Below are 25,099 nucleotides of genomic sequence, written 5' to 3' on the forward strand. Positions count from 1 at the left end.
CCCGATGACCTCCTCGTCTTCGACCCTGCGCGTCGCCCTCCCGGTGCCGCTGCCGCACTTGTTCGACTACGCCCCGCCGCCCGGCCCGGCCCCGGATCCGGCGATGACCGGGCAGCGGGTCCGGGTGCCGTTCGGCTCCCGGGAGCTGGTCGGGCTCGTAGCGGGGATCGGCCAGGTGGAGGACCCCGGCAGTCTGCGCGCGGCGATCGAGTGGATCGACACCACGCCGCTGGTCACCGGCGAGCTGTGGCGCTCGCTGCAGTGGCTGGCGCGCTACACCCATGCCCCCCTGGGCGAAGTGATCAGCACCGCCCTGCCCGGCCCGCTGCGGCGCGGGGAGGCCGTGCCGGATACCCATCAGTGGGGCTGGCAGTTGACGGACGCTGGCCGCGACCCGCAGCCCAGGCTGCGCAGCGGTACTCGCCCGCAGCGCCTGGCCGAATGCCTGGCCAAGGGCGTGGTGGACGAAGACCGGTTGGATACGTTGATGGACGACTGGCGCAGCGCTGCCCGGTCGCTGGCCAAGCGCGATCTCGTTGAACGGGTCGCGCTGGCGCACGCGCCGGCCGCGGCATCGCCCGCCAGCGGCCCCGCCCCCAATGCCGAACAGGCCGACGCGATCGCCGCGATCACCGCCGCCGACGGTTTTGCCGCCTACCTGCTCGATGGCGTGACCGGCAGCGGCAAGACCGAGGTCTATCTGCAGGCCATCGTCGCCTGCCTGGCGCGGGGCAAGCAGGCGCTGGTGCTGGTGCCGGAGATCGGGCTGACCCCGCAGACGCTGTCGCGCTTCCGCAACCGCCTGGGCATTCCGGTGCATGTGCTGCACTCGGGCCTGAACGACAACGAGCGTGCCCGCGTCTGGGCGGCCGCCTCGCGGGGCGAAGCACAGGTCATCGTCGGCACGCGTTCGGCGGTGTTCACCCCGCTGCCGAATGCGGGCCTGATCGTGATCGACGAGGAGCACGACGGCAGCTACAAACAGCAGGACGGCATCCGCTACCACGCGCGTGATTTCGCGCTGGTACGCGCCAAGGCGCTGGACGTGGCGGTGGTGCTCGGCAGCGCCACGCCGTCACTGGAATCACTGCACAACGCGCATGCCGGGCGGTACACCCACCTGCGCCTGAAGCAGCGCGCGGGCGCCGCACGACCGCCGGTGGTCCGCGTGCTCGACGTGCGCAAACGGCCGCTGCGCGATGGGCTCTCGCCGGAAGTACTGGCCGGCATCACCCAGCACCTGCAGGCCGGGCACCAGGTGCTCGTCTTCAAGAACCGCCGCGGCTATGCCCCCGTGCTGCTCTGCCACGACTGCGGCTGGACCGCACCGTGCCAACGCTGCGATGCGCCGATGACCGTGCACGCCGGCGGCCGCCGCCTGCAATGCCACCACTGTGGCGCACGCCAGTCCGCGCCGCTGGCGTGCCCGGACTGCGGCAGCCTCGCGCTGCAGCCGCAGGGCATCGGGACCGAGCGGCTGGAAGAACACCTGGTCGAGGCCTTCCCGGACTTCCCGGTAATCCGCATCGACCGCGGCACCACCGGCAAGCGCGATGCGCTGGAAACCCAGCTGGCCTCGCTCGGCGATCGCGCGGGCATCCTGGTCGGCACGCAGATCCTGGCCAAGGGCCACGACCTGCCGAAGCTGACCCTGGTGGTGGTGGTGGGGATCGATGAAGGCCTGTTCTCGGCCGACTTCCGCGCCAGCGAAAAACTCGCGCAGCAGCTGATCCAGGTCGCTGGCCGCGCCGGGCGCGCGGTCGATGCCGGCGAGGTCTGGCTGCAGACGCATCACCCCGGGCATCCCCTGCTGGAGACGCTGGTCAACGGCGGCTACCACGCCTTCGCGGAGGCCGAACTGCAGCAGCGCGAAGCGGCCGGTTTTCCACCGTTCGCGCACCTGGCGCTGCTGCGTGCCGAAGCCCAGCAGGTGGAGCATGCCAACGCGATGCTCAGTGCCGTGCGTGCCCTGATTCCCGACGATGCCGCCGTGGAACGCTATGGCCCGATGCCGGCACCGATGCCCCGCCGCGCCGGCTACCAGCGTACCCAGCTGCTGCTGTCCTCACCCGCCCGGCGTCCACTGCATGGCGTGCTGGATCAGGTGACGCCGCAGATTTCCGCGCTGCCCCAGGCACGCAAGGTGCGCTGGTCGCTGGATGTGGATCCGATGGATCTGTATTAGGCCGGCAACCCGATCAGGTCAACGCCGTCATGACCCCACGCTGGTACGCCGGCCGCTGCTTCAACCGCTCGTACCACGCCGCCAGATGCGGCAGGTCCGGGCGCTGGATCGGCATCTCGAACCAGGCGTAGATGAAGGCGCCCAGCGGGATATCCCCCATCGCGAACTGCTCGCCGGACAGATACGGCTGCCGCGACAGCGCGTCATCGGCCATCGCCAGCAGCTCGCCGGAGCGCACCAGCGCCGCCGCGATACGGGCCTCGTCACGGTCGGCCGGGGCCGTCCGCAGCGTGCCCCAGAACAGATCGCGGAACACCCCGGCGAAGGTCGAGGTCGTCCAGTCCATCCACTTCTCCGACTGTGCGCGCGCCACCACGTCCTCCGGGTACAAGGTGCCCAGCGCGTAGCGCGCGGAGAGATAGCGCACGATCGTGTTGGATTCCCACAGCGGCAGGCCATGGTCCTCGATCACCGGCACCAGTCCGTTGGGATTCATCGCACGGTATTCCGGCGACTGCGTGCCACCGAATGCGCCGCCGACCTCGATCGACTCGTACGGCGCCCCGATCTCCTCGGCACACCACAGCACTTTGCGCACGTTGCTGGAATTGCGACGGCCCCAGATTTTCAGCATGGTCGGACTCTCGTATCGGGCGATGCGCGGCACCGGGGTCGCGCGGTGCCGCTACGATACGCCCAACCGCACGCCGTTACTTCGCCGCCTTCGCCGCACTCTTCTTGGGCAGCGCGCGCACATAGGTCGATTTGCCGTCCTTCTTCATCTCGAACAGGCCGGTCGCGGCCAGCAGATCACTGAGTTTTCCGTACCCGTAATTGCGCGAATCGAAGGAGGCCTGGTTGCCGATCTGGCTGCCGACCGGTCCCAGATGCGACCAGCCATCCTCGGCTTCGGCCGAGGTCACCGCGCGCCGCAGCATCTGCACCAGCCGGGTGTCGTTGCGCAGCTCCGGGCCGCTCTTGCGTGGGCGGGTTTCCTCGTTGTCCTGCTCCACCTCCTGATCGGCTGCATGCGGCTGACCCAGGGCCTCGATGTAGGTGAACTTCGAGCAGGCGTTGACGAACGGCTCCGGCGTTTTCTTCTCGCCGAAGCCATATACCTTGACCCCGTCGGTCAGCAGGCGCATCACCAGCGGGGTGAAATCCGCATCGCTGGAGACAATCGCGAAGCCGTCCAGATTGCGGGCGTACAGCATGTCCATCGCGTCGATCACCATCGCCATGTCCGAGGCGTTCTTGCCGCGGCTGTAGGCGAACTGCTGGATCGGGCGGATCGCGTATTCGTGCAGCACCGATTCCCACCCTTTCAGGCGCGGGCTCTTCCAGTTGCCGTAGGCGCGGCGGACATTGGCCACGCCGTAGCGGGCGACTTCGGCCAGCACCGCATCGATCTTGGATGAGGGCGCGTTGTCGGCATCGATCAGCAGGGCGATGCGCTTTTCCGGTTCGGACATCTCGGTCTCCAGCGGGGGATCGGATCGGCCATCGGGCAAGCGCGATGGCCCCTGAACCCAGTATCGGCCATGGACGTGAACATCGCGCTTCACGTGCGACCATGGGCCGCATCACGAGACGACCTGCGCCGCCCCCCTCCGGCGCCCGCCAAGGAGTGAAGCATGACCCGCGATCCCACGCCCCACCTGCTCATCATCGGTGGTGGTTTTGCCGGCCTCTGGGCCACCCGTGCCCTCGCCTCGGCGCACGTGCGCATCACCCTGGTGGACCGTCGCAACCACCATCTGTTCCAGCCCCTGCTTTACCAGGTGGCCACGGCGGGACTGTCGGCCCCGGATATCGCCGCGCCGCTGCGCCACATCCTCGGCGACCAGCGCAACGTTGAAGTGCGGCTGGGCGAAGTGACCGACATCGACAAGGCGGCGCGCACCGCGACCCTGGCCGATGGCACGCAGATCGCCTACGACACCCTGATGCTGTGCACCGGCGCCACCCACGCGTATTTCGGCCACGACGAATGGGCCGCCGATGCGCCGGGCCTGAAGACGCTGGACGATGCCATCGCCCTACGCCGCAAGCTGCTGCTCGCCTTCGAGCGCGCCGAGGCCGAACCCGATCCCGCGCGCAAGGCGGCGTGGCTCAGTTTCGCCGTGGTCGGCGGTGGCCCCACCGGCGTGGAACTGGCCGGTACCTTGGCCGAGATCGCACGGCACACGCTGCGCAATGAGTTCCGCCATATCGATCCCGCCTCGGCCAAGGTCCGCCTGGTCGAGGCCGGCCCGCGCGTGCTGTCGACGTTCCCCGAGGTGCTCTCGCTCAAGGCGCGCCGGCAGCTGGAGAAGCTGGGCGTGGAAGTGCTCACCGGCACCCCCGTCAGCGACATCAATGCCGAAGGCTTCCAGCTCGGCGACCGCTTCGTCGAGGCCCGTACCGTGGTCTGGGCCGCGGGTGTCGCCGCCTCACCGCTGGCGCGTACGCTGGACGTTCCGCTGGACCGCGCCGGCCGCGTGCCGGTGCAGCCCGATCTCACGCTGGACGGCCACCCGGAGATCTTCGTCGCCGGCGACCTCGCCGCACTGACCCAGGCCGACGGCAAACCGGTGCCCGGGGTCGCGCCGGCGGCCAAGCAGATGGGCAAGCACGTGGCGACCACGATCCAGGCACGGCTGGCTGGCAAGCCTGCACCGGGCCCGTTCAAATACCAGGACTTCGGCAACCTGGCGACCATCGGCCGCATGGCCGCGATCGTCCACCTCGGCCGGCTGCAGCTCTCCGGCGTGCTGGCCTGGTGGTTCTGGCTGGCCGCGCACGTGTTCTTCCTGATCGGCTTCCGCAACCGCGTCGTGGTGCTGTTGAACTGGGCGGTGGCGTACTGGAGCTATCAGCGCAGCGCGCGGATCATCTTCGGCGATGCACAGGATGATCGTCGGCCGAAACGACCGCCGACGCCCTGATCTTCCTTGCCGCAACAGTGGCAGCCGGACGCACCTGGCTGCCATCGCTCACTTCGGCTTGCTGTACCACAGCGCGTTGACGATCACCCAGCGCTCGCCGAACCGCCCCATGTGGAAATAATCCACGAACCACGGGGTTTCCAGCCGCACCGAGGCGGCGTTGCCAACGACATCGAGCACCTTGCACTGCCGGTTCCACGCGGCCTTCGGCGTCTTCAGCGCGCCGGCCCTGGTCAACCCGACCAGTTCCTCTTTCGACATCCGGCGCAGGCCAAGCCGCTCGTCCGGCGTATCGCCCAGGATCGCGCGCTTGGCCAGGTCCGGGTGCAGCGAGCGCGCCACGCGCTCGGGATTTCCTTCCAGCTGCCCATCCACATAATCGAAACAGGTCGCTTCGATGGCGGCCACCGTGGCCGGATCAGGACCATGGACCGCCGGTGTGGCGGCCGTGGCAACCGCGAGCATCAGGGACAACGTCGACATCGATTCTCTCCGGCAGGCGGACCTTCGAATGGATCACGCAGCGTTGCGGTGGCTCACCCTTGGGACAGGCATCCCCAGCCGTCGACCTGGCCGCTGTAGGAGACAGCCTCGCTGGCCAGCAGACCTTCGAAGCCCGAGATGTTCTGGTGCGTCGGCAGCATCAGCGGATGCACCACCACCTGCCACGGGAACTCATCGTTGCCCTCGTACGCGGCGAAGGACACCTTCTGGTCGTTCTTGAGCAGGTGCACGGCGAAGGCGATCGCCACGTCCTGGGTCGGGAAGATCAGCGCGAAATCCACCTCGCGCGGAATCGTCAGATCGTCGCCGTCCTGCAGCATGTTCCAGAGCACATCGCCATTCTCATCTTCCGGGTACAACGACAGATCGCGGGACATGGGACTCCAAGGCTTGGGCAAGCGGATCAACGAACGATGCTCGATGGTATGCCCCCAGCGGAGCCCCAAACAACCCGCGCGCGGAGCTACGTGGAATCAGGCAGCGCCAGCCATGCCAGCTTGCGCTCCCGCGGTTGCCGCTTGAGCTGCCACTCGGCCTTCGAGGCCGCCGCGCGGTCCGGGTAGGCACGCATCGCCAGCACCTTCACCGGCGGGTTGGCCCGCGTGTACTTCGCCCCTTTGCCGGCCAGATGGGCCTGGAAGCGCGCGTCCACGTCGTTGCTGATGCCGGCGTAATAGCTGCCGTTGCGGCATTCAAGCAGGTACAGGTACCAGAGGGCGGGTTCAGCGGGCATACCGGGATTATCGCCCGGTGCAGGCCCGGCGGCTGCTAGAATCCGCCCCGGATGCAGGAGAGAGGCGCCGCGCTGGCGCCCGCCGAAGGCGCAGGCTCCCATAATCGCTCAGGCCGGTGGCTGCACAGCCACCAACCATGCATCCGACACGCCGATCTGGAGAGAGGTCTTCAATGACCCGCCGAAGGGGCACGTGGCCTTGGCCACCGAACTCTCAGGCAAAAGGACAGCGGGAGCGGCAACGGAATCCCACCCACGACAGTGCAGCAGCGCTGGCGTGACGCGTGCGCGTTTCCGTCCCCGCCTGCCGTGTCCCCGGAGCCACCCCCATGCTGCTCTCCCTGATCTACCTCATCGCCATCTCGGCCGAAGCCATGACCGGCGCCCTGTCGGCCGGCCGCCGCCGCATGGACCTGTTCGGCGTGGTCATCATCGCCTGCGTCACCGCGCTCGGTGGCGGCTCGCTGCGCGACATCGTGCTCGGCCACTACCCGCTGGGCTGGGTGAAACATCCGGAATACCTGGGCTTCACCATCTGCGCGGCACTGATCGCCACCTGGGTCGCCCGCTGGATGCATCATTTCCGCCGGACCTTCCTGGTGCTCGATGGACTGGGTCTGATCGCCTTCACTCTGATCGGCTGCGCGGTCGCACGCGAGGGCGGGCACACCGTGCCGATCATCCTGATCGCCGGCATGCTCACCGGTGCGTTCGGCGGCGTGCTGCGCGATGTGCTGTGCAACGAGGTGCCGCTGATCTTCCAGAAAGAACTGTATGCGGTGATCACCCTGCTCACCGGGGCGGCCTACCTGGCGCTGCTGGAACTCGGCGTGTCGCTCAACGCGGCGACGCTGTGGTGCCTGGGCGGCGGCTTCCTGTTCCGCCTGCTGGCGATCCATTTCAAATGGGAAATGCCGAAGTTCGTGTACCGCGACGAGGTGCATTGACGCGCCCACGGGCATGACCAAGGTCACGGGAGCTTGAGCGGCGCGGCCCTGTATCATGGCGCTCCCGTTCCGTTCGAACGGCATCCAGCCACGCGGCGGTGTTCCACCCGCTGCCCCGCCAGACACCCTCTCCCCCGTTGACCCGCCGCTGTTGGCTGGTCCCCATGGACGCACTGCTCCGGTGGAGGGTGCGCAGGATGCGTATGTCCGCTTCAACGCCCCCGTCGTCTCGCCGTCGTTCCGCCAAACCGTTGTTGATCGCCGCTGCTGTCGGCCTGGCCGCCCTCGCCGCGTGGAAGCTGCTCTCGCCCGCGCCCGCCGCCGGCCCGGCCGGTGGCCCGCAGCCGACCCCGGTACGTGTGGCCACCGCCCAGCAGGAAGACCTGGTGGTGCGCCTGAAGGCGCTCGGTACGGTGACGCCGCTGCATACGGTGGGTATCCGCAGCCGCGTGGATGGCGAGCTGCTGCGGCTGGCGTTCTCCGAGGGCCAGCACGTCAAGGCCGGCGAGCTGCTGGCCGAGATCGATCCGCGCCCGTTCCAGGTACAGCTGTCGCGTGCGCTGGGCACCCAGCAGCAGAACCTGGCCGAGCTCGACAACGCCGAGAGCCAGCTCAAGCGCTTCACGGAACTGCAGAGCAAACACTTCGTCTCCGCGCAGGACCTGAGTGATCAGCAGAGCAAGGTGCGCCAGTTGCAGGGCCGTCGCCAGACCGACCAGGCGGCCGTGGATGAAGCGCGCCTGCAACTTCAGTACACCCGCATCACCGCGCCGGTGGCCGGGCGCATGGGCCTGCGCAACGTGGACGTCGGCAACCTGGTACGCAGTGGCGATACCGAACCGCTGGCCACCATCACCCAGACTATCCCGATCAGCGTGCTGTTCACCGTGCCCGAGCCGGACCTGCCGGCGGTGGTCGCCGCGGCACGCGCGAATCCGCAGCTGACCGTGGAAGCCTGGGACCGCGAAGAGCGCACCGCGCTCGGCGACGGCGTGCTCTCCAGCCTGGACAACCGCATCGACACCGCCACCGGCACGCTGAAGCTGCGCGCGCAGTTCGCCAATGCCGATGAGTCGCTGTTCCCCAACCAGTTCGTCAACGTGCGCCTCCAGGTCAGCAGCAGCGATGCGGTGGTCATTCCGAACGCGGCCGTGCAGTTCGGCAGCAAGGGCAGCTACGTCTACGTGATCGCCGCAGATGCCACCTCGCACCTGCGCAACGTGGTGCTCGGCCCGGCCGATGGGGAGCGTGTCTCGGTGCGCGAAGGACTCAAAGCCGGCGAGCGTGTGGTGGTGGAAGGCATCGACGGCCTGCGCGACGGCGCCAAGGTCGAGGTGGTGGAGCAGGACCCGCCGCGGACCGGCGCATGAACCTCTCGCGCCCCTTCATCGAGCGCCCGGTCGCGACCACGCTGCTGATGGTGGCGCTGCTGCTGTCCGGCGTGATGGCCTACCGCCTGCTGCCGGTCGCGGCGCTGCCGCAGGTCGATTACCCGATCATCCAGATCACCACGCTGTATCCCGGCGCCAGCCCGGAGGTCACCACCAGCGCGGTCACTGCGCCGCTGGAACGCCAGCTCGGGCAGATTCCCGGCCTGAAACAGATGTCCTCGACCAGCTCCGGCGGGGCGTCGGTGATTACCCTGCAGTTCTCGCTGGAGGTCGCGCTCGGCGTGGCCGAACAGGAAGTGCAGGCCGCGATCAACGCCGCCGACAGCTTCCTGCCTGACGATCTGCCAGTGCCACCGGTGTATCGCAAGGTCAATCCCGCCGACACCCCGATCCTGACCCTGGCGGTGACCTCGCAGGGGCTCTCGCTGCCGCAGGTGCACGATCTGGTCGATACGCGCATGGCGCAGCGCCTCTCGCAGCTGCCCGGCGTTGGCCTGGTCAGCCTGGCCGGCGGTCAGCGTCCGGCGGTCCGCATCCAGGTCAATCCGTCCGCGCTGGCCGCCAACGGCCTGAGCATGGCCAGCATCCGCACCGCGATCGGCACGGCCAACGTCAACATGCCCAAGGGCAGCTTCGACGGTCCGACCCGCGCGATCATGCTCGATGCCAACGACCAGATGCGCTCGGTGGCCGAGTACCGTGCCCTGATCCTGGCCTGGAAGGACGGCGCACCGCTGCGCCTGGGCGACGTCGCCACCATCGAGGACGGCGCCGAGAACCGCCAGCTGGCCGCGTGGTCGGGCACCACCCCGGCCGTGCTGATCAACATCCAGCGCCAGCCCGGCGCGAACGTGATCGCCGTGGTCGACCAGGTGCGTGCGCTGCTGCCGCAGCTGCAGGCCTCGCTGCCGGCCGGTGTGGATGTGGCCATCCTGAGCGATCGCACCGAATCGATCCGCGCCTCGATCCGCGGCGTGCAGCACGAGCTGCTGATCGCGATCGCACTGGTGGTGATGGTCACCTTCGTGTTCCTGCGCAACATCCCGGCCACGATCATTCCCAGCATCGCGGTACCGCTGTCGCTGGTCGGCACGTTCGGGGTGATGCTGCTGGCCGGCTTCTCGCTCAACAACCTCACCCTGATGGCGCTGACCATCGCCACCGGTTTCGTGGTGGACGATGCGATCGTGATGCTGGAGAACATCGCCCGCCACCTGGAGCGCGGCGCCACGCCGATGCAGGCGGCACTCAAGGGCGCCAGGCAGATCGGCTTCACCCTGATCTCGCTGACCCTGTCGCTGATCGCGGTGCTGATCCCGCTGCTGTTCATGGCCGACGTGGTCGGCAAGCTGTTCCATGAGTTCGCAATCACCTTGGCGGTGGCGATCGGCATCTCGTTGCTGGTCTCGCTGACGCTGACGCCGATGATGTGCGCGCGCCTGCTCAAGGCCGGGCATGCCACCCGTCGCGATGCCCACGGGCACGAATCTGCGCAGCAGGGCGATCCCTTCGACCGCGTCGTGGCGGTCTACGACCGCCAGCTGCACTGGGTGCTGCAGCGCCAGCCGCTGATGCTGGCCGCGACCGTGGCCACGCTGGTGCTGACGGCGCTGTTGTACATGTGGGTGCCCAAGGGCTTCTTCCCGGTGCAGGATGCCGGGCTGATCCAGGGCATCAGCGAGGCACCGCAGTCGATCTCCTTCCAGGCGATGTCGCAGCGCCAGCAGGCACTGTCGGCGGCGTTGCTGGACGACGAGGACGTGGCCAGCCTGTCCTCGTTCATCGGCGTGGATGGCAACAATGCCACGCTCAACAGCGGGCGCCTGCTGATCGAATTGAAACCGCACGCGCAGCGCGACGCCGATGCGCAGGCGATCATCGCGCGGCTGCAGCAGCGCGTGGCACACGTGCCGGGCATCAAGCTGTACCTGCAGCCGGTACAGGAGCTGGGCATCGAGGACCGGATCAGCCGGACCCAGTACCAGTTCACCCTGACCAGCCCGGACATCGCGCAGCTGGAAACGTGGACACCGCGCCTGCTCGCGCATCTGCAGCAGGCACCGGCGTTGGCCGACGTCGCCAGTGATCTGCAGAACCAGGGTCTGCAGGCGCACGTGGTGATCGACCGCGTGGCTGCCGCGCGCCTGGGGATCAGCGTGGAGACCATCGCCGACGCACTGTACGACGCGTTCGGGCAGCGCCAGATCTCCACCATCTTCACCCAGGCCAACCAGTACCGCGTGGTGCTGGAAGCGCGCCCGGACGTGGCCTTCGGCCCGGATGCGATCGCCCGCCTGCATGTCACCGGGCCGGACGGACGGCAGGTGCCGCTGGGCGGCATCGCGCGGATCGAGCAGCGCCCCGCGCAGCTGCTGATCAACCACGTCGGCCAGTTCCCGGCGGTGACGTTCTCGTTCAATCTCGCCCAGGAGGCGTCGCTGGGCGAAGCGGTGGAGGCGATCGAGGGCGCACGCGCGGCGATCGGACTGCCGACCAGCGTGGAGCTGCGCCTGCAGGGTGCGGCCGATGCGTTCCGCGCGTCGCTGTCGAGCACCTTGTGGCTGGTGCTGGCGGCGGTGGTGGTGATGTACCTGGTGCTGGGCGTGCTCTATGAGAGCTTCATCCACCCGATCACCATCCTCTCCACTCTGCCCTCGGCCACGGTGGGCGCGTTGCTTGCCCTGCTGGTCAGCGGGCGCAGCCTGGACCTGATCGCGGTGATCGGCATCGTGCTGCTGATCGGGCTGGTCAAGAAGAACGCGATCATGATGATCGACTTCGCGCTGGAGGCCGAGCGAGAGCACGGCATGGCGCCGCGTCAGGCCATCCATCAGGCCGCGTTGCTGCGCTTCCGCCCGATCCTGATGACCACGCTGGCCGCGTTGTTCGGCGCGATCCCGCTGATGTTCGCCAGTGGCTCGGGCGCGGAGCTGCGCCAGCCGCTGGGCCTGGTCATGGTCGGCGGGCTGATCGTCAGCCAGGTGTTGACCCTGTTCACCACGCCGGTGATCTATCTGTTCTTCGACCGCTTCCGCCAGCGCCCCGCGCCGGTGACCGACGAGGCTGACGAGGCGCTGGCGTGAGTCCGCTGTCGCGGGCGATTGGCTGGTTCGTCCAGCATCCGGTGGCCACCGTGCTGCTGGCGGTGGCGGTGGTGCTGGCCGGCCTGCTCGGCCTGCGCCTGCTGCCGGTCGCGCCGCTGCCGCAGGTCGACTACCCGGCGATCAACGTCAGTGCCAGCCTGCCCGGCGCGAGCCCCGAATCGATGGCGGCCAACGTCGCCACGCCGCTGGAACGTGCCCTGGGCACCATCCCGGGGCTGACCGGGATCGACTCGGCCAGTACCCAGGGCTCGACCCAGGTCGAGTTGAAGTTCGCGCTTGGCCGCAACGTGGACGATGCCGCACGCGACGTGCAGGCGGCGATCAACGCGGCGCGCGCGCAGCTGCCCAGCGGCATGCCGGGCATGCCGCAGTACCGCAAGGTGAATCCCTCGCAGGCGCCGATCATGGCGCTGGCGTTGAGCTCGGACAGCCTCTCGCCGGGGCAGATCTACGACGTGGCCTCCACCGTGATCGCGCAGAAGCTGGCGCAGATTCCCGGCGTCGGCGAGGTGCAGGTGGGCGGCAGTTCGCTGCCGGCCGTGCGCGTGTCGCTGGATCCCAATGCACTGAACCACCACCGCATCGCGCTGGACGACATCGCCGCGGCGATCCGCAATGCCAACGCGCTCAAGCCGCTGGGGACGGTGGCCAGCCAAGCCCAGCAGTGGCAGCTGGAAGCCACGCTGCAACTGCGCACCGCCGCCGAGTACCGCCGCCTGATCGTGGCGATGCGCGATGGCCGCCCGGTCTACCTGGAGGACGTGGCCGGGATCAGCGAAGGCGTCGAGGACCGCTACGCCAGCGGCTTCCACAACGAGCGCCCGGCGGTGCTGCTGATCGTCAGCCGCCAGCCGGACGCCAACATCATCGAGACCGTCGACGCCATCCAGGCGCAGATGGACACGCTGCAGGCGCTGCTGCCGGCCAACATCGACATGCAGGTGGTGATGGACCGCTCGCCGGTGATCCGCGCCACCCTGCGCGAGGCCGAACTGACCCTGCTGCTGGCGATCGCCCTGGTGGTGCTGGTGGTGCTGGCCTTCCTCGGCCACTGGCGCGCGGCGCTGGTGCCGACCGTGGCGATCCCGGTCTCGCTGCTGGGCGCGCTGGCGATCATCGCCCTGCTCGGGTTCTCGCTCAACACGCTCTCGCTGATGGCCCTGATCGTGGCGGCGGTGCTGGTGGTCGACGATGCGATCGTGGTCCTGGAGAACATTGCCCGCCATCGCGAGGAGGGCGCCTCGCCGATGACCGCCGCGCTGCGCGGCGCGGGTGAAGTCGGTGCCACGCTGCTGTCGATGAACATCGCGCTGGCCGTGGTGTTCATCTCGATCCTGTTCCTGGATGACTTCGTCGAGAAGCTGTTCCGCGAATTCTCGCTGACCCTGGTGGCAGCGATGGGCGTCTCGCTGCTGGTCTCGCTCAGCCTGACCCCGATGCTGTGCGCGCGCCTGCTCGGTCAGGCACGGCCCGGCCCCGGCAATGGACTGCAGCGCGCCGGCACCGCGCTGTTCGAGCGCCTGCGCGGCGCCTACGTGGGCAGCCTGCAGACGATGCTGCGCTGGCTCGCGCTGCCGCTGCTGCTGTTCGCCGGCGTGATCGCGTTGAACGTGTGGCTGTTCCAGCAGGTGCCCAAGGGCATCGTGCCCAAGCAGGACACCGCGCAGCTGCGTGGCTTCGCGCGCGGCGACGACGGCCTCTCGTTCCAGGTCATGCAGCCCAAGATCGAGGCCTACCGCAAACTGCTGCTGGCGGACCCGGCGATCAGCGACATCATCGGGTACATCGGTGGCCGCAGCGGGGTCAACAACGCCTTCATCATGATCAAGATGAAGCCGCTGGCCGAGCGCAAGGTCTCCAGCCAGCAGGTGATCGACCGCCTGCGCGCCAACATGCCGAAGATTCCCGGCGGCGGCATGTTCCTGTGGGTGGACCAGGACATCAAGCTGGAAGGCAGCGGCGACAGCGGCCAGTACGAGTTCCAGCTGCTCTCCGGCGAGCTGGAGCCGCTCAGGCAATGGACGCCCAGGGTGGCCGATGCACTGCGCGCCCTGCCCGAGCTGGTCGATGTGGAATCCAAGGGCGATGAAGGCATGCGCCAGGTGGTGCTCGACATCGACCGCGATGCCGCGGCACGCCTGGGCGTGGACATGCGCATGATCGCCTCGGTGCTCAACAACGCCTTCAGCCAGCGCCAGGTCGCCACGCTGTACGACACCCTCAACCAGTACCGCGTGGTGATGGAGCTGGACCCGCGCTACACCCAGGATCCCTCCACGCTGGAGCAGATCCATGTGATCGGCAAGGACGGCCAGCGCCTGCCGCTGTCGTCCATCGCGCGGTGGGCGTACGGCATGGCGCCGGACCGGATCTATCACAGCCAGCAGTTCGCCTCGGTCTGGATCGAGTTCGCGCTGGCGCCCGGCGTCACCCTCGACCAGGCGGTGAAAGCGGTGGACCAGGCCATGGCCAGGATCATGCTTCCCACCCATGTGCAGGCGCGGCTCAGTGGCGAGGCCGGTGGCTTCGAGAAGCTGCGCGAGCGCCAGCTGTGGCTGATCCTCGGCGCGATGCTGGCGGTGTATCTGGTGCTGGGCGTGCTGTACGAGAGCTTCGTACAGCCACTCGCGATCCTCTCCACCCTGCCCTCGGCGGGCGTGGGCGCATTGCTGGCGCTGATGGCTTTCGGCAACGAGTTGAACCTGATCTCGCTGCTCGGCCTGTTCCTGCTGGTGGGCGTGGTGATGAAGAACACCATCCTGATCATCGACTTCGCACTGTCGGCCGAACGCGAGCGCGGCCTGTCGTCATACGACGCGATCTGCGAGGCGGCACGACTGCGGTTCCGACCGATCCTGATGACCAGCGTGGCGGCCCTGCTGGGCACGTTACCGCTGATGCTGGCGACCGGTGAGGGCTGGGAGATGCGTCAGCCGTTGGGCATTGCGATTGTCGGCGGCCTGCTGGTCAGCCAGTGGCTGACCCTGTACACCACGCCGGCGATCTATCTTGCGTTGGCGAAGCTGAGGCGCGCCGCGTGCTCATCGAACGCGCGACACCCCAGGGGTAGAGCCACGCCATGCGTGGCTGCTTCTGCATGATCTGCATGAAGCGTCGCGGCGCTGTACGCAGCCACCCATGGGGTGGCTCTACCCCGGATAAACGCACGCTTATGCCGCTTCGCTGATCCGCACCGCCCGCCGCGCACGCACCGCTTCGGCCAGGCTTTCCAGCACCGCCAGCGAGCTGTCCCAGCCGATGCAGCCATCGGTGATGCTCTGCCCGTAGGTCAGCGGCTGGCCGTCGACCAGGTCCTGCCGGCCGGCCACCAGATGGCTCTCCACCATGACACCGACGATGCGCTCTTCGCCATTGGCCAGCTGGGCGTTGATGTCCGCGATGACCTTCGGCTGGTTCTCCGGATTCTTGCTGCTGTTGGCGTGGCTGGCATCGATCATGATGCGCGCGGCCAGGTGCGACCTGGCCAGGGTCTGGCTGGTCGCTTCAACGTGGTCGGCATCGTAGTTCGGCGTCTTGCCGCCGCGCAGGATCACGTGGCAATCCGGGTTGCCGGCGGTGGCGACGATGGCGGTGCCGCCCTCCTTGGTCACCGACAGGAAGTGATGCGGATTGGAGGCCGCACCGATCGCATCGGCGGCGATCTTGATGTTGCCGTCGGTGCCGTTCTTGAACCCTACCGGGCAGGACAGCCCCGAGGCCAGTTCGCGATGCACCTGGCTTTCGGTGGTCCGCGCGCCGATCGCGCCCCAGGCGACCAGGTCGGCGATGTACTGCGGCGAGATCACGTCGAGGAATTCAACGCCGGCCGGCAGGCCGAGCTTGTTGATGTCGCGCAGCAGGCCACGCGCCACGCGCAGGCCCTTGTTGATGTTGAAGCTGCCGTCCAGGTCCGGATCGTTGATCAGGCCCTTCCAGCCCACCGTGGTGCGCGGCTTCTCGAAGTACACGCGCATGACGATTTCCAGCTCGTCAGCAAAGGCATCGCGCAGCGGCTTGAGGCGCTGTGCGTATTCGATGGCGGCCACCGGGTCATGGATCGAGCACGGGCCGATCACTACCGCGAGGCGGTCATCACGGCCGTGCAGGATCTCGTGCAGGGCCGCGCGCGAGGCGCTGACCGTATCGGAGGCTTCATCGTCGCAGGGCAGCATCGCCAGCAGCTGTGCCGGCGGGGTCAACGGTTCGATCTTGCGGATGCGCAGGTCGTCGGTATGGGGGGGCATGGGGTAACTCCTTGGAAGTGGGGGTCCCCAGCGCGGCGGCAACAAAAAAGCCGCCAGGTGCGCTGGCGGCTTTCGGGAATGCGTCTGAAGGTTTCTTCAGGGTGAGCGCATGCCTTCCTCCGCCGGTGGCTTCGGAAAGTAATACCAAAAGTAGGAATTGGCGGGGCGTGCGTTCATTGGGGAGTATTGATAACACAGGGGTTTGGAGGTGCCAACTGTTTCATTCGCAACTGCGATGAGCGTTCAGCCGTCATCCGCCCCACCGCCCGATCACCCGCGCGGCAGCGCCGCCAGCTCGGCCAGATGCTGCTGCAGGGTTCCCGCGGCACCCAGCGCATGGGTGGTGGTGAAATACTCATGCCAGCCGGTGGCGCCGATCGCCGCCAGCAGGGCATCGGCATCCAGCCGCTCGGCGCACTGCCACACCGCATAGAACTGCTCGGCCGTGGTGTGCGGCACGTCCTGCTCGATGCGGCCCATCGCCACCGGCGTGATCCGGGCCGGATCCACGTGCTGCATGCCGGCCCCGATGCGGGCGAAGAAGGCGCCGCGCGATACCGGATCCAGCGCGGTCCAGGCAGGGGTGGCGGTGTACAGCTCGATCAACATGTGCGACATGGCATTCCTTGAGGTCAGAGCGAGCGCAGCGCGCGCTTGCGGATGTAGGTGTTGGCCGGATCGTCGGCGTGCTGTTGCTGCCATTCGCCGCACAGCGCGCGGACCCAGTCCGGCTGGGTCTTGCCGGCGTCGTTGAGCCAGTTGCCCACCGAGTCCTGCACGTAGCGCGAGGCGTCGCAGCACAGCGCCTGCAGCAGCGGCAGGGCCTGCTGTGGTTCCTGCTTGAACAGCGTGATGTGCGTGGCCCACACGCCACGCGGGCGCAGCGCTTCGCAGGCGAACCGGCGCACATTGGGTGAGGCGTCGGTGGTCCAGTCGTGCAGGTGCGACAGCACGCGCAGCGGCTCGGCCACCACATGCGGACGTACCGCCAGCCACGCCCACTCACGCACGCCGAAGTGCGCGTCATCGGCCAGCGGGCGCAGCGCATCCAGCTTGAGCTCCAGCGACAAGGCAGGATCGCTGCCGATCAGATAGCAGGCCCAGCCACGCACGGTGTCGCTGGTGTGCCGCGACCACGGCGCGTGGTCACCGTGTCCATGCACGCGCAGCAGGGTGGCGGCACCCTGCATGCGCAGCGTGATGCCGCGCTTGGCCGCGTTGCGCATCGGGGTGATCGCCGAGGCTGGCAGGCCGGGCGCGATATTGGCCATGAGCTTGGCGAAGTCCACTGCCAGCACTTCGGCCAGATGGGTGGCTTCGGTTTCACCACGATCCAGCTGCCCGCGTCGCTCGCGGGTGATGGGTTGTTTCATGCGGCGCGCCCCGCGTCGGTGCGCGACCACACGCGTTGCAGCAGCATGCCGAGCGTGCGGCGCTCGCTGGGGCTGATGTCGGCGAACAACGAGGCGATCCAGTGCGTCTGCTGGTCGAAGAGCTGCGCGGCCAGGGTCTGGCCTGCCGCGGTCAACTGCACATGGATGCGCCGCTTGTCCTCCGGATCGCTGTGACGGCTCACCAGCTGCTCGCGCTCCAGCCCATCGAGCAGGCCGGTGATGGTGGCGCGGGTCACCCCGGCGCGCTCGGCCAACTGGTGGGGCGAGAGCGCGGTGTCGGCGCCACGCAGCAGGAACAGCAGCACGAAACGTCCTTCGCTCAGTCCGAGCGGGGCCAGGCGACTCGCGCAATCCTGATCGATCGCGCTGGCCAGCGACAGCACCTGGAAACACAACGCCAACTCACCCGCGTCCGGCTGGCCACGTCGCTCCAGTTCGGTCAGGAAGGCCTGGTGTTTGATTTCCAGCATGCAGGCGGATCCGGAATAGTACGGCGGCTAATCATATCGTCACTGCAAGGCATGTGGAAGGCCCGCCGCACGTTACGCACTGCTGGTGACAGGTGAAGATCGGCAACAGGATCACCCGCAAGGACGCTTGCTCCCGCCTCAGAGGTGCCGCTGCTGAGGGCGGAGCGGTGGGCATGCCTACCAGCGCGTGCTGGCCGGTGAGGGTCCGTCATGCGAAGGAAACAACGGCAGTACGTACTCGGCCAGTTCCTGCAGCACCTCGGCCGCCGGGCGCTGCGAGAACTGGATGCCCAGCGCAGCATGGTTCACGCCGGCGCGCTGCCACTCGCCGAGCAGATCGATCAATCCGTTGCGCCCCGTCTTCAACGTGTAGCCCCCATTGATCGGGTTACGCGGATGGTTCGGATCATCGACCAGATCCAGCCATTCGTTGGTAACGTGCGGGCGGAAGCCACCGTCGGGGATCAGACGACGCCACGCCCGGATCTTGTCGGCCAGGCGCTGCGGACCGCCTGCGTGGTGGGTCGCGTCTGGATAGGTGAGCCAGCCATCGGCGTGCTGTGCCACCCAGTCCAAGGTCTGCCGCGAGGTGCCGGTCACCAGCAGCGGGATCGCAGCGGCCACCGGCTTCGGCAACAGCTCCACACCCTGCAGCGCGCCCAGTGGCGAATCGATATGCAGCGGACCGGTCTGCATCAACTGCCTGACGTACGCCACCGAGTCGGCGAAGCGTTGGCCGCGGTCGGCGTGCTCCAGACCGTACGCCGGGAACTCCACCGGGCGGTCGCCGGAAGCGATGCCCAGCACCAGCCGCCCACCGGACAGCTGGTCGATGGTGGTGGCCGACTTGGCCAGATCGATCGGGTGCCGCAGCGAGAAGATCGCACTGCCGGTGGCCAGCGCCAGCCGCTCCGTGCGCGCGGCCAGGAAGGCCAGATAGGTAAACGGATCGAACACCTGCCCGGCATCGCCGAACAGGGGATCGAACAGCGGCACGTCACGTACCCAAGTCGCGGCGAAGCCGTCACGGTCCAGCTGTGCGACCAGATCGGCCTGGCCGGCCAGCACCTGCATGTCGCCCTGGTAGAAGCGCAACGGCAGGAACACGCCCAGCGTCAGTGCGCCTTCGCGGAACATGCGCTGGTAGCCGGCATGCCGGGCGAAGGCAGGTGCGGAGGCACCGGCCAGCGGCGTCTGCGTGGCAGTGATTTCGGTCAACAGGTTCATCGTGGTCATTCCTGGATCAGGGGCCGGTGGCCGGTTCGGGGAGCTGCACGCCGCGCTGCACCGCAGGCCGCTGCGACATCCGCGCGTGCCACGCGCTCAGGTGGGGGTATGCGCTGAAATCGAAGCCGATGAGCTGTGCGATGTGGGTCCATCCGTAGCCGGCGATATCTGCGATGGAATACTCCTCGCCTACGAGCCAGGTGCGGCCTGTGAGGCGCTGGTCCAGCGTGGCGAAGAACTCCGCGCTCAAACGCCGATAACGTTCGATGGCAGGCGCATATCGCTCCTCTGCGAAGATCTCGGCGTGCACGCGCTGGCCCAGGATGGGACCGACGCTGGCGGCATGGAACATCAACCAGGTGATCGCTTCCCAGCGCGCGCGGGGCGCCTGGGGCAACAGTCGTCCGCTCTGCTCGGCCAGGTAGAGCAGGATGGCGGCGGATTCGAACACCGTGATACGCGTTGCCTCGTCGACCAGCACCGGAATGCGGCCGTGCGGATGCAACCGAAGGAAATCGGGATGGCGGTGCTCATCGGCGTCGATGCGCACGTGATGCAGTACGTACGGGATGCCGAGTTCTTCCAGCGCGATGGTGATCTTGAAGCCGTTGGGCGAGCTGTCGGTGTACAGGTGCAGCGAAGCGGGGGACACAGCGGTCTCCTTGGCGGGCGATGGATGACGGGAGGAACGTGGTCGCGGCATCGGGGCTCTGCCGATGCAGCTGGACTAAACACGACCGGTTCAACATGATCACGATGCTACGCACGCCAACACGTGCTGTAGAACGATTTATCCTGCGCACTCAAGAGAGAAAATCTAAGGTCATGGGCGCCGTTCTTCCCCTGCTCGCACTCCGCGCTTTCGTCGAAACCGGGCGGCATGGCAGCCTCAAGGCCGCCGCCGCGGTCATGGGCGTGACCCCGGGCGCGATCAGCCAGCAGCTCAAACTGCTGCAGGCGCGCACCGGCGTTGAGCTGTTCACCCGCACGCGGCAGGGCGTCGCACTCACACCGGCCGGCGCACAGGTGCACCCCGCCCTGCTGCGTGCGTTCGATCAGATCCAGGACAGCATGGCGATGCTGGATGCCATCCACGCGCGGCAGACACTGACGATCAGCACCGTGCCCAGCTTTGCCGCCTCCTGGCTGGTGCCGCGGCTGGGGCGCTTCACGGAACAGCATCCGGCGATCGAAGTCCGCGTGGAGGCGTCGTCGGCGCTGGCGGATCTGCGTCGCGACCGCATCGACATCGCCATCCGCCACGGTCTCGGCGAGTATCCCGGCCTGATCTCACGCCCGCTCGCGGCGCCGGTGCTGTTGCCGGTGGCCTGCCCGACATTGCTCGCCGATGGCCCACCGATCCGGTCGGCCGTGGACTGCCTGCAGTACCCGTTGCTGCAGGATTCAGACCGCAGCGACTGGTCGCTGTGGTTCAGCGCGCTCAGCCTGCCGCCCGATCCACGCATCGAGCGTGGTCCGGCCTTCGATGATGACGTGCTGCTGATCCGCGCCGCGGAAGCGGGCCAGGGCATCGCACTGGTGCGTGACCTGTATGTGGAATCCGAAGTGGCCAGCGGGCGGCTGGCGGTCGTGCTGGATCAACCGTGGCCAACGCGGTTTGCGTACTACGCTGTCACCCTGCCCGGGGCCGGGGAGAATCCGGCCATCGCGGCGTTCCTGTGCTGGCTGCAGGAGGAAGTCGAGGCGGCGACCAGCGCGCTGTGAGCCAGTGACACGCGCACAAAAAAACCCCGCCTTCCGGCGGGGTTTTTCGTACTGCTTTGGCGCTTGGCGGGTACCGACCAACGGTCGGCACCTACCGCTCCGATGCGTGCCGACCGAAGGCCGGCCTCTGCATCAGAAGTCCATGCCGCCCATGCCACCCATGCCGCCCATGCCGCCGCCAGCTGCGCCAGCGCCGTCATCCTTCTTCGGAGCGTCGGCAACCATGGCTTCGGTGGTGATCATCAGGCCAGCGATCGAGGCAGCGTTCTGCAGCGCCGAACGGGTCACCTTGGTCGGGTCCAGGATGCCGAATTCCAGCATGTCGCCGAATTCGCCGGTGGCCGCGTTGTAGCCGAAGCTGCCGGTGCCTTCCTTGACCTTGTTGACGATCACGGACGGCTCTTCGCCGGCGTTGGCCACGATTTCGCGCAGCGGGGCTTCCATCGCGCGCAGGGCGATCTGGATGCCGTGGTTCTGGTCTTCGTTGGCACCCTTCAGGCCGCTCAGCGCGGTGACCGCACGGACCAGCGCAACGCCGCCGCCCGGGACCACGCCTTCTTCAACGGCTGCACGGGTAGCGTGCAGGGCGTCGTCGACGCGATCCTTCTTTTCCTTCATTTCGATTTCGGTCGAGGCGCCGACCTTGATCACGGCAACGCCGCCGGCCAGCTTGGCCACGCGTTCCTGCAGCTTCTCGCGGTCGTAATCCGACGAGGTGTCTTCGATCTGGGTCTTGATCTGGGTGACACGCGCTTCGATGTTGGCCTTCTCGCCGGCGCCATCGATGATCGTGGTGTTTTCCTTGGAGACCTGCACCTTCTTGGCGCGGCCCAGGTCCTTGATCGTCGCCTTTTCCAGCGACAGACCGATTTCCTCGGAGATCACGGTGCCGCCGGTCAGCACGGCCATGTCTTCCAGCATCGCCTTGCGACGATCGCCGAAGCCCGGTGCCTTGACGGCCACGACCTTCACGATGCCACGGATGGTGTTGACCACCAGGGTCGCCAGCGCTTCGCCTTCGATGTCTTCGGCGATGATCAGCAGCGGCTTGCCGGCCTTGGCGACGCCTTCCAGCACGGGCAGCAGGTCGCGCACGTTGGAGATCTTCTTGTCGTGCAGCAGCACGTACGGATCGTCCAGGTCAGCGGTCTGCGACTGCTGGTTGTTGATGAAGTACGGGGACAGGTAGCCACGGTCGAACTGCATGCCTTCGACGACGTCCAGCTCGTTGTCCAGGCCCGAGCCTTCTTCAACGGTGATGACGCCTTCCTTGGTCACGCGGCGCATCGCTTCGGCGATGATGTTGCCGATCGACTCGTCCGAGTTGGCCGAGATCGTGCCGACCTGGGCGATCGCCTTGTCGTCAGCGGTCGGCTTGGAGATGTTCTTCAGCTCGGCGACGGCGGCGATCACGGCCTTGTCGATACCGCGCTTGAGGTCCATCGGGTTCATGCCGGCCGCGACGGCCTTGGCGCCTTCGCGGATCAGGGCCTGGGCCAGCACGGTGGCGGTGGTGGTGCCGTCGCCGGCGTCATCGTTGGTGCGCGACGCGACTTCCTTCACCATCTGCGCGCCCATGTTCTCGAACTTGTCAGCCAGTTCGATTTCCTTGGCGACGGAGACGCCGTCCTTGGTGATGGTCGGCGCGCCGAAGCTCTTTTCGAGCACGACGTTGCGGCCCTTCGGGCCCAGGGTGGCCTTGACGGCATTGGCGAGAACGTTGACGCCGCGCACCATGCGGGCGCGGGCATCTTCACCGAAACGAATATCTTTGGCAGCCATTGCGATTACCTTTTATGTAGAGCCGGGCCATGCCCGGCTTCATGAATGACGGAACGAAGCAACATCCGGCAGCACCAGGCCAGGCCCGGTGACGCCCACTCAGCCGACGATGGCGAGGATGTCGTCTTCGCGCAAGACCTTGAACTCGACGCCTTCGGACTTGTAGCTGCTGCCGGCGTACTGACCGTAGATGACCTTGTCACCGACCTTCAGCGACGGCGCGCGCACGCTGCCGTTGTCCAGGGGCTTGCCCGGGCCGACGGCCACGACTTCACCCTTGGTCGACTTTTCCTTGGCGGAATCCGGAATCACGATGCCGCCGGACGAGATTTCGTCGGCTTCGATCGGCTTGACTACGACGCGGTCATGAAGCGGCTTGATGCTCATGTGAGACCCTTTTAAGTTGTTGATTGGTCTAGGAAAGTCTGGCGATGTTAGCACTCGCACAGGGCGACTGCCAGCCACGCTCACGAAAAAACCCGACGGTGCGGGACAAAGCAGAGATGGTGCTGGCCCCTCCCCTTTCAAGGGCAGCCGGTCGGATTTTTTTCCCGGGCCGCCCCTGGATGTGAATGTTTGACGCAGTTCTCAATGCGAAAGGTCGAACGCGACGGTCCCATGGATGTGTCATCTGGATTGCGTAGATTCGAGCGGCACTGACCAATCACAAGGAGCCGTAGATGAGGTTGCTGACGCCGCTATCCCTGGCCTGCCTGCTGGCGCTGGCCAGCAGCCCGGCCCGGGCCGATGTATTCATCAATGAACTGCATTACGACGACAGCACCCCGGCCGGGGACGTCGGCGAGGCGATCGAGGTGGTCGCCACCGCCGGTGAAGACCTGTCGGGCTACCGGCTCTACCTCTACAACGGCAGCAACCCTTCGGCGGCCGCGGTCTACGCCAACAACGCAGTCCCGGCCGGCACCGCCAGCTGCGGCAGCGCGCGGCTGGCCACGGTCACCTACCCGACCAACGGCATCCAGAACGGCCCGAACGACGGCATCGCCCTGGTCGATGCCAGTGGCAAGGTGGTCCAGTTCCTCAGCTACGAGGGCACCATCACCGCCGCCGGGGGGCCCGCCGCGGGCCTGACCAGCCAGAACATCCCGGTCAGCGAGACCAACGGCACCGCCCCGGGCACCTCCCTCCAGCTGACCGGCGCCGGCAGCCAGTACGCGCATTTCACCTGGACCGCCTCGGCCGCGCAGACCTTCGGCGCCTGCAACCATGGCCAGACCTTCAGCGGCGGCGGCCCGACCGGCCCGAACACGGCGCCCTCGGTCACCGCCACCACCCCCGAGCAGGGCGCCAGCACCTTCCCCGCCGCCGCCGACCTGAGCGTCACCTTCAGTGAGCCGGTCACCCTCACCAGCGGCGCCTTCGCGCTGAGCTGCGGCCAGTCCGGCAGCGTGGCGCTGAGCCACCCGACCACCGGCACCCGCTTCACCCTGGCCACCAACACCGCACTGGTGGCGGGTGAAGCGTGCCGCTTCGACATCCGCGCCACCCGCGTGAAGGATGCCCAGGGCGCGCGCCCGGCCGCCGATACGCGCATCGCCTTCACCGTGGCCACCGCCACCACGCCCGATCCGGGCAATCCCGGCACGCCCGGGGAGTACTACGCCAGGGTCAACACCTCCACCCCCAGCCAGCTGCGCTGCTCGCTGCACGAAACCATCAAGGGCCACACCGCCTATCCCTACAGCGGCTCGGGCACCAGCACCTGGACCATCCTCGAGATCGCCGACGAAGATCCCAACAACAGCGGCAACATCCTCGATGCCTACCGCAACCGCAGCTACACGAAGGTCAGCGGCCGTGCGGGCACCGGCAGCGGGCTGACCTACAACCGCGAGCACACCTGGCCGAACTCGCTGGGCTTTGCCAGCACCACCGGCGACAAGGGCCTGCCCTACGCGCCCTACACCGACACCCACATGCTGTATCTGACCGATGCGCAGTGGAATGCGGACCGCGGCAACAAGCCCTTTGCCAAATGCGACAGCAACTGCGGTGAACGCGCGACCGAAGCCAACAACGGATTCGGCGGCGGCAGCGGCGGCTACCCCGGCACGTCCAACTGGGTGCGCACGCCGGATGGCAATGGCGGCTCGTTCGAAGTGTGGGGCCACCGCAAGGGCGATATGGCGCGTGCGGTGATGTACATGGCGATCCGTTATGAAGGCGGTAAAGATGCCAAAACCGGGCAGTCCGAGCCGGACCTGGAGCTGACCGACGACCGCAGCAGGATCGTCAAGACCTCGGCCTCGCCGGCCTACATGGGCCTGCTCTCGACCCTGATCGACTGGCACCTGTCAGACCCGCCGGACGCGGCAGAACGCGCCCGCAACGAGGTCATCTTCAGTTTCCAGGGCAACCGCAATCCGTTCATCGACCACCCGGAGTGGGCCACCCCGGCGCTGTTCACCTCGGCCCAGCCGGCGACCTGCCAGCTGGCCAACTGAG

The 25,099-nt window shown here is 67.5% G+C and carries 21 protein-coding genes and 2 riboswitches; of the genes, 8 read left to right on the plus strand and 13 right to left on the minus strand.

Annotated elements, in window-relative coordinates:
• Positions 1 to 4: 4 nt before the first annotated feature.
• A complete protein-coding gene (locus AB9O74_RS11545) occupies positions 5 to 2,185 on the plus strand; it encodes a primosomal protein N' (protein ID WP_369349422.1) in 2,181 nt (726 codons plus the stop codon).
• A gap of 13 nt (positions 2,186 to 2,198) precedes the next feature.
• Here AB9O74_RS11545 and AB9O74_RS11550 read toward each other — a convergent pair whose 3' ends face one another.
• Positions 2,199 to 2,819, minus strand: a complete 621-nt coding sequence (locus tag AB9O74_RS11550; RefSeq protein ID WP_176988056.1) for a glutathione S-transferase family protein — start codon at positions 2,817 to 2,819, stop codon at positions 2,199 to 2,201.
• A 76-nt stretch (positions 2,820 to 2,895) separates the two neighbouring features.
• A complete protein-coding gene (locus tag AB9O74_RS11555; RefSeq protein WP_123730048.1) occupies positions 2,896 to 3,657 on the minus strand; it encodes an NYN domain-containing protein in 762 nt (253 codons plus the stop codon).
• Positions 3,658 to 3,819: 162 nt separating this feature from the next.
• On the opposite strand from AB9O74_RS11555, the gene AB9O74_RS11560 reads away from it, so the two are divergent.
• A complete protein-coding gene (locus AB9O74_RS11560; protein WP_176988054.1) occupies positions 3,820 to 5,112 on the plus strand; it encodes an NAD(P)/FAD-dependent oxidoreductase in 1,293 nt (430 codons plus the stop codon).
• 48 nt (positions 5,113 to 5,160) lie between these two features.
• Here the strand turns inward: AB9O74_RS11560 and AB9O74_RS11565 are convergent, their stop codons facing one another.
• The 3 genes from AB9O74_RS11565 to AB9O74_RS11575 all read right to left on the minus strand — a co-directional run bounded on the left by AB9O74_RS11565 (position 5,161) and on the right by AB9O74_RS11575 (position 6,349).
• Positions 5,161 to 5,595 carry a nuclear transport factor 2 family protein gene (locus AB9O74_RS11565; RefSeq protein ID WP_176988053.1) on the minus strand — a complete coding sequence of 145 codons (435 nt, stop codon included), beginning with the start codon at positions 5,593 to 5,595 and terminating at the stop codon, positions 5,161 to 5,163.
• Positions 5,596 to 5,648: 53 nt separating this feature from the next.
• On the minus strand, positions 5,649 to 5,993 hold the full coding sequence (locus AB9O74_RS11570) for a ribonuclease E inhibitor RraB (RefSeq protein WP_176988052.1): 345 nt from the start codon (positions 5,991 to 5,993) through the stop codon (positions 5,649 to 5,651).
• A gap of 86 nt (positions 5,994 to 6,079) precedes the next feature.
• A complete protein-coding gene (locus tag AB9O74_RS11575) occupies positions 6,080 to 6,349 on the minus strand; it encodes a GIY-YIG nuclease family protein (RefSeq protein ID WP_176988051.1) in 270 nt (89 codons plus the stop codon).
• A 44-nt stretch (positions 6,350 to 6,393) separates the two neighbouring features.
• Positions 6,394 to 6,487, plus strand: a riboswitch (glycine riboswitch).
• 8 nt (positions 6,488 to 6,495) lie between these two features.
• Positions 6,496 to 6,587, plus strand: a riboswitch (glycine riboswitch).
• A 91-nt stretch (positions 6,588 to 6,678) separates the two neighbouring features.
• On the opposite strand from AB9O74_RS11575, the gene AB9O74_RS11580 reads away from it, so the two are divergent.
• From AB9O74_RS11580 to AB9O74_RS11595, 4 genes are all read left to right on the plus strand, one after another.
• Entirely contained in the window at positions 6,679 to 7,296 is a 618-nt protein-coding gene (locus AB9O74_RS11580; RefSeq protein WP_121040317.1) for a trimeric intracellular cation channel family protein, read from the plus strand.
• Between the two features lie 254 nt (positions 7,297 to 7,550).
• Positions 7,551 to 8,666: an MdtA/MuxA family multidrug efflux RND transporter periplasmic adaptor subunit gene (locus AB9O74_RS11585; protein ID WP_369349388.1), complete on the plus strand. Its 1,116-nt coding sequence runs from the start codon at positions 7,551 to 7,553 to the stop codon at positions 8,664 to 8,666.
• Positions 8,663 to 11,770, plus strand: a complete 3,108-nt coding sequence (locus AB9O74_RS11590) for an MdtB/MuxB family multidrug efflux RND transporter permease subunit (protein WP_369349389.1) — start codon at positions 8,663 to 8,665, stop codon at positions 11,768 to 11,770. Before AB9O74_RS11585 ends, AB9O74_RS11590 begins: the two co-directional genes overlap by 4 nt.
• The gene (locus tag AB9O74_RS11595; protein WP_369349390.1) at positions 11,767 to 14,892 is read left to right on the plus strand and encodes an efflux RND transporter permease subunit; all 3,126 of its coding nucleotides are present in this window, start codon (positions 11,767 to 11,769) and stop codon (positions 14,890 to 14,892) included. Before AB9O74_RS11590 ends, AB9O74_RS11595 begins: the two co-directional genes overlap by 4 nt.
• A 69-nt stretch (positions 14,893 to 14,961) precedes the next feature.
• On the opposite strand, the gene aroG is transcribed toward AB9O74_RS11595, so the two are convergent.
• From aroG to AB9O74_RS11625, 6 genes are all read right to left on the minus strand, one after another.
• Complete coding sequence (aroG, locus tag AB9O74_RS11600; RefSeq protein WP_369349391.1) at positions 14,962 to 16,035, minus strand: 3-deoxy-7-phosphoheptulonate synthase AroG; 1,074 nt, start codon at positions 16,033 to 16,035, stop codon at positions 14,962 to 14,964.
• A gap of 270 nt (positions 16,036 to 16,305) precedes the next feature.
• Positions 16,306 to 16,653 carry a DUF6616 family protein gene (locus AB9O74_RS11605; protein ID WP_176988045.1) on the minus strand — a complete coding sequence of 116 codons (348 nt, stop codon included), beginning with the start codon at positions 16,651 to 16,653 and terminating at the stop codon, positions 16,306 to 16,308.
• Positions 16,654 to 16,667: 14 nt separating this feature from the next.
• Entirely contained in the window at positions 16,668 to 17,408 is a 741-nt protein-coding gene (locus tag AB9O74_RS11610; RefSeq protein ID WP_369349392.1) for a DNA alkylation repair protein, read from the minus strand.
• Complete coding sequence (locus AB9O74_RS11615) at positions 17,405 to 17,899, minus strand: MarR family winged helix-turn-helix transcriptional regulator (RefSeq protein WP_369349393.1); 495 nt, start codon at positions 17,897 to 17,899, stop codon at positions 17,405 to 17,407. Before AB9O74_RS11615 ends, AB9O74_RS11610 begins: the two co-directional genes overlap by 4 nt.
• A 177-nt stretch (positions 17,900 to 18,076) precedes the next feature.
• Positions 18,077 to 19,126 carry an LLM class oxidoreductase gene (locus AB9O74_RS11620; RefSeq protein WP_369349394.1) on the minus strand — a complete coding sequence of 350 codons (1,050 nt, stop codon included), beginning with the start codon at positions 19,124 to 19,126 and terminating at the stop codon, positions 18,077 to 18,079.
• Positions 19,127 to 19,142: 16 nt separating this feature from the next.
• A complete protein-coding gene (locus AB9O74_RS11625; protein WP_369349395.1) occupies positions 19,143 to 19,778 on the minus strand; it encodes a glutathione S-transferase family protein in 636 nt (211 codons plus the stop codon).
• Positions 19,779 to 19,951: 173 nt separating this feature from the next.
• On the opposite strand from AB9O74_RS11625, the gene AB9O74_RS11630 reads away from it, so the two are divergent.
• Positions 19,952 to 20,851, plus strand: coding sequence for a LysR substrate-binding domain-containing protein (locus tag AB9O74_RS11630; RefSeq protein ID WP_369349396.1), 900 nt, complete (start codon positions 19,952 to 19,954; stop codon positions 20,849 to 20,851).
• Positions 20,852 to 20,983: 132 nt separating this feature from the next.
• Here AB9O74_RS11630 and groL read toward each other — a convergent pair whose 3' ends face one another.
• Both groL and AB9O74_RS11640 read right to left on the minus strand, forming a co-directional pair.
• Entirely contained in the window at positions 20,984 to 22,633 is a 1,650-nt protein-coding gene (gene groL / locus AB9O74_RS11635; protein WP_176988040.1) for a chaperonin GroEL, read from the minus strand.
• Between the two features lie 99 nt (positions 22,634 to 22,732).
• On the minus strand, positions 22,733 to 23,020 hold the full coding sequence (locus AB9O74_RS11640; RefSeq protein ID WP_019183551.1) for a co-chaperone GroES: 288 nt from the start codon (positions 23,018 to 23,020) through the stop codon (positions 22,733 to 22,735).
• A gap of 293 nt (positions 23,021 to 23,313) precedes the next feature.
• Between AB9O74_RS11640 and AB9O74_RS11645 the strand changes: the two genes are divergently transcribed.
• Positions 23,314 to 25,098, plus strand: coding sequence for an endonuclease (locus AB9O74_RS11645; protein WP_369349397.1), 1,785 nt, complete (start codon positions 23,314 to 23,316; stop codon positions 25,096 to 25,098).
• Position 25,099: the final 1 nt, after the last annotated feature.

It is taken from the genome of Stenotrophomonas sp. JAG2, assembly GCF_041080745.1.
Lineage (GTDB): Bacteria > Pseudomonadota > Gammaproteobacteria > Xanthomonadales > Xanthomonadaceae > Stenotrophomonas > Stenotrophomonas maltophilia_AA.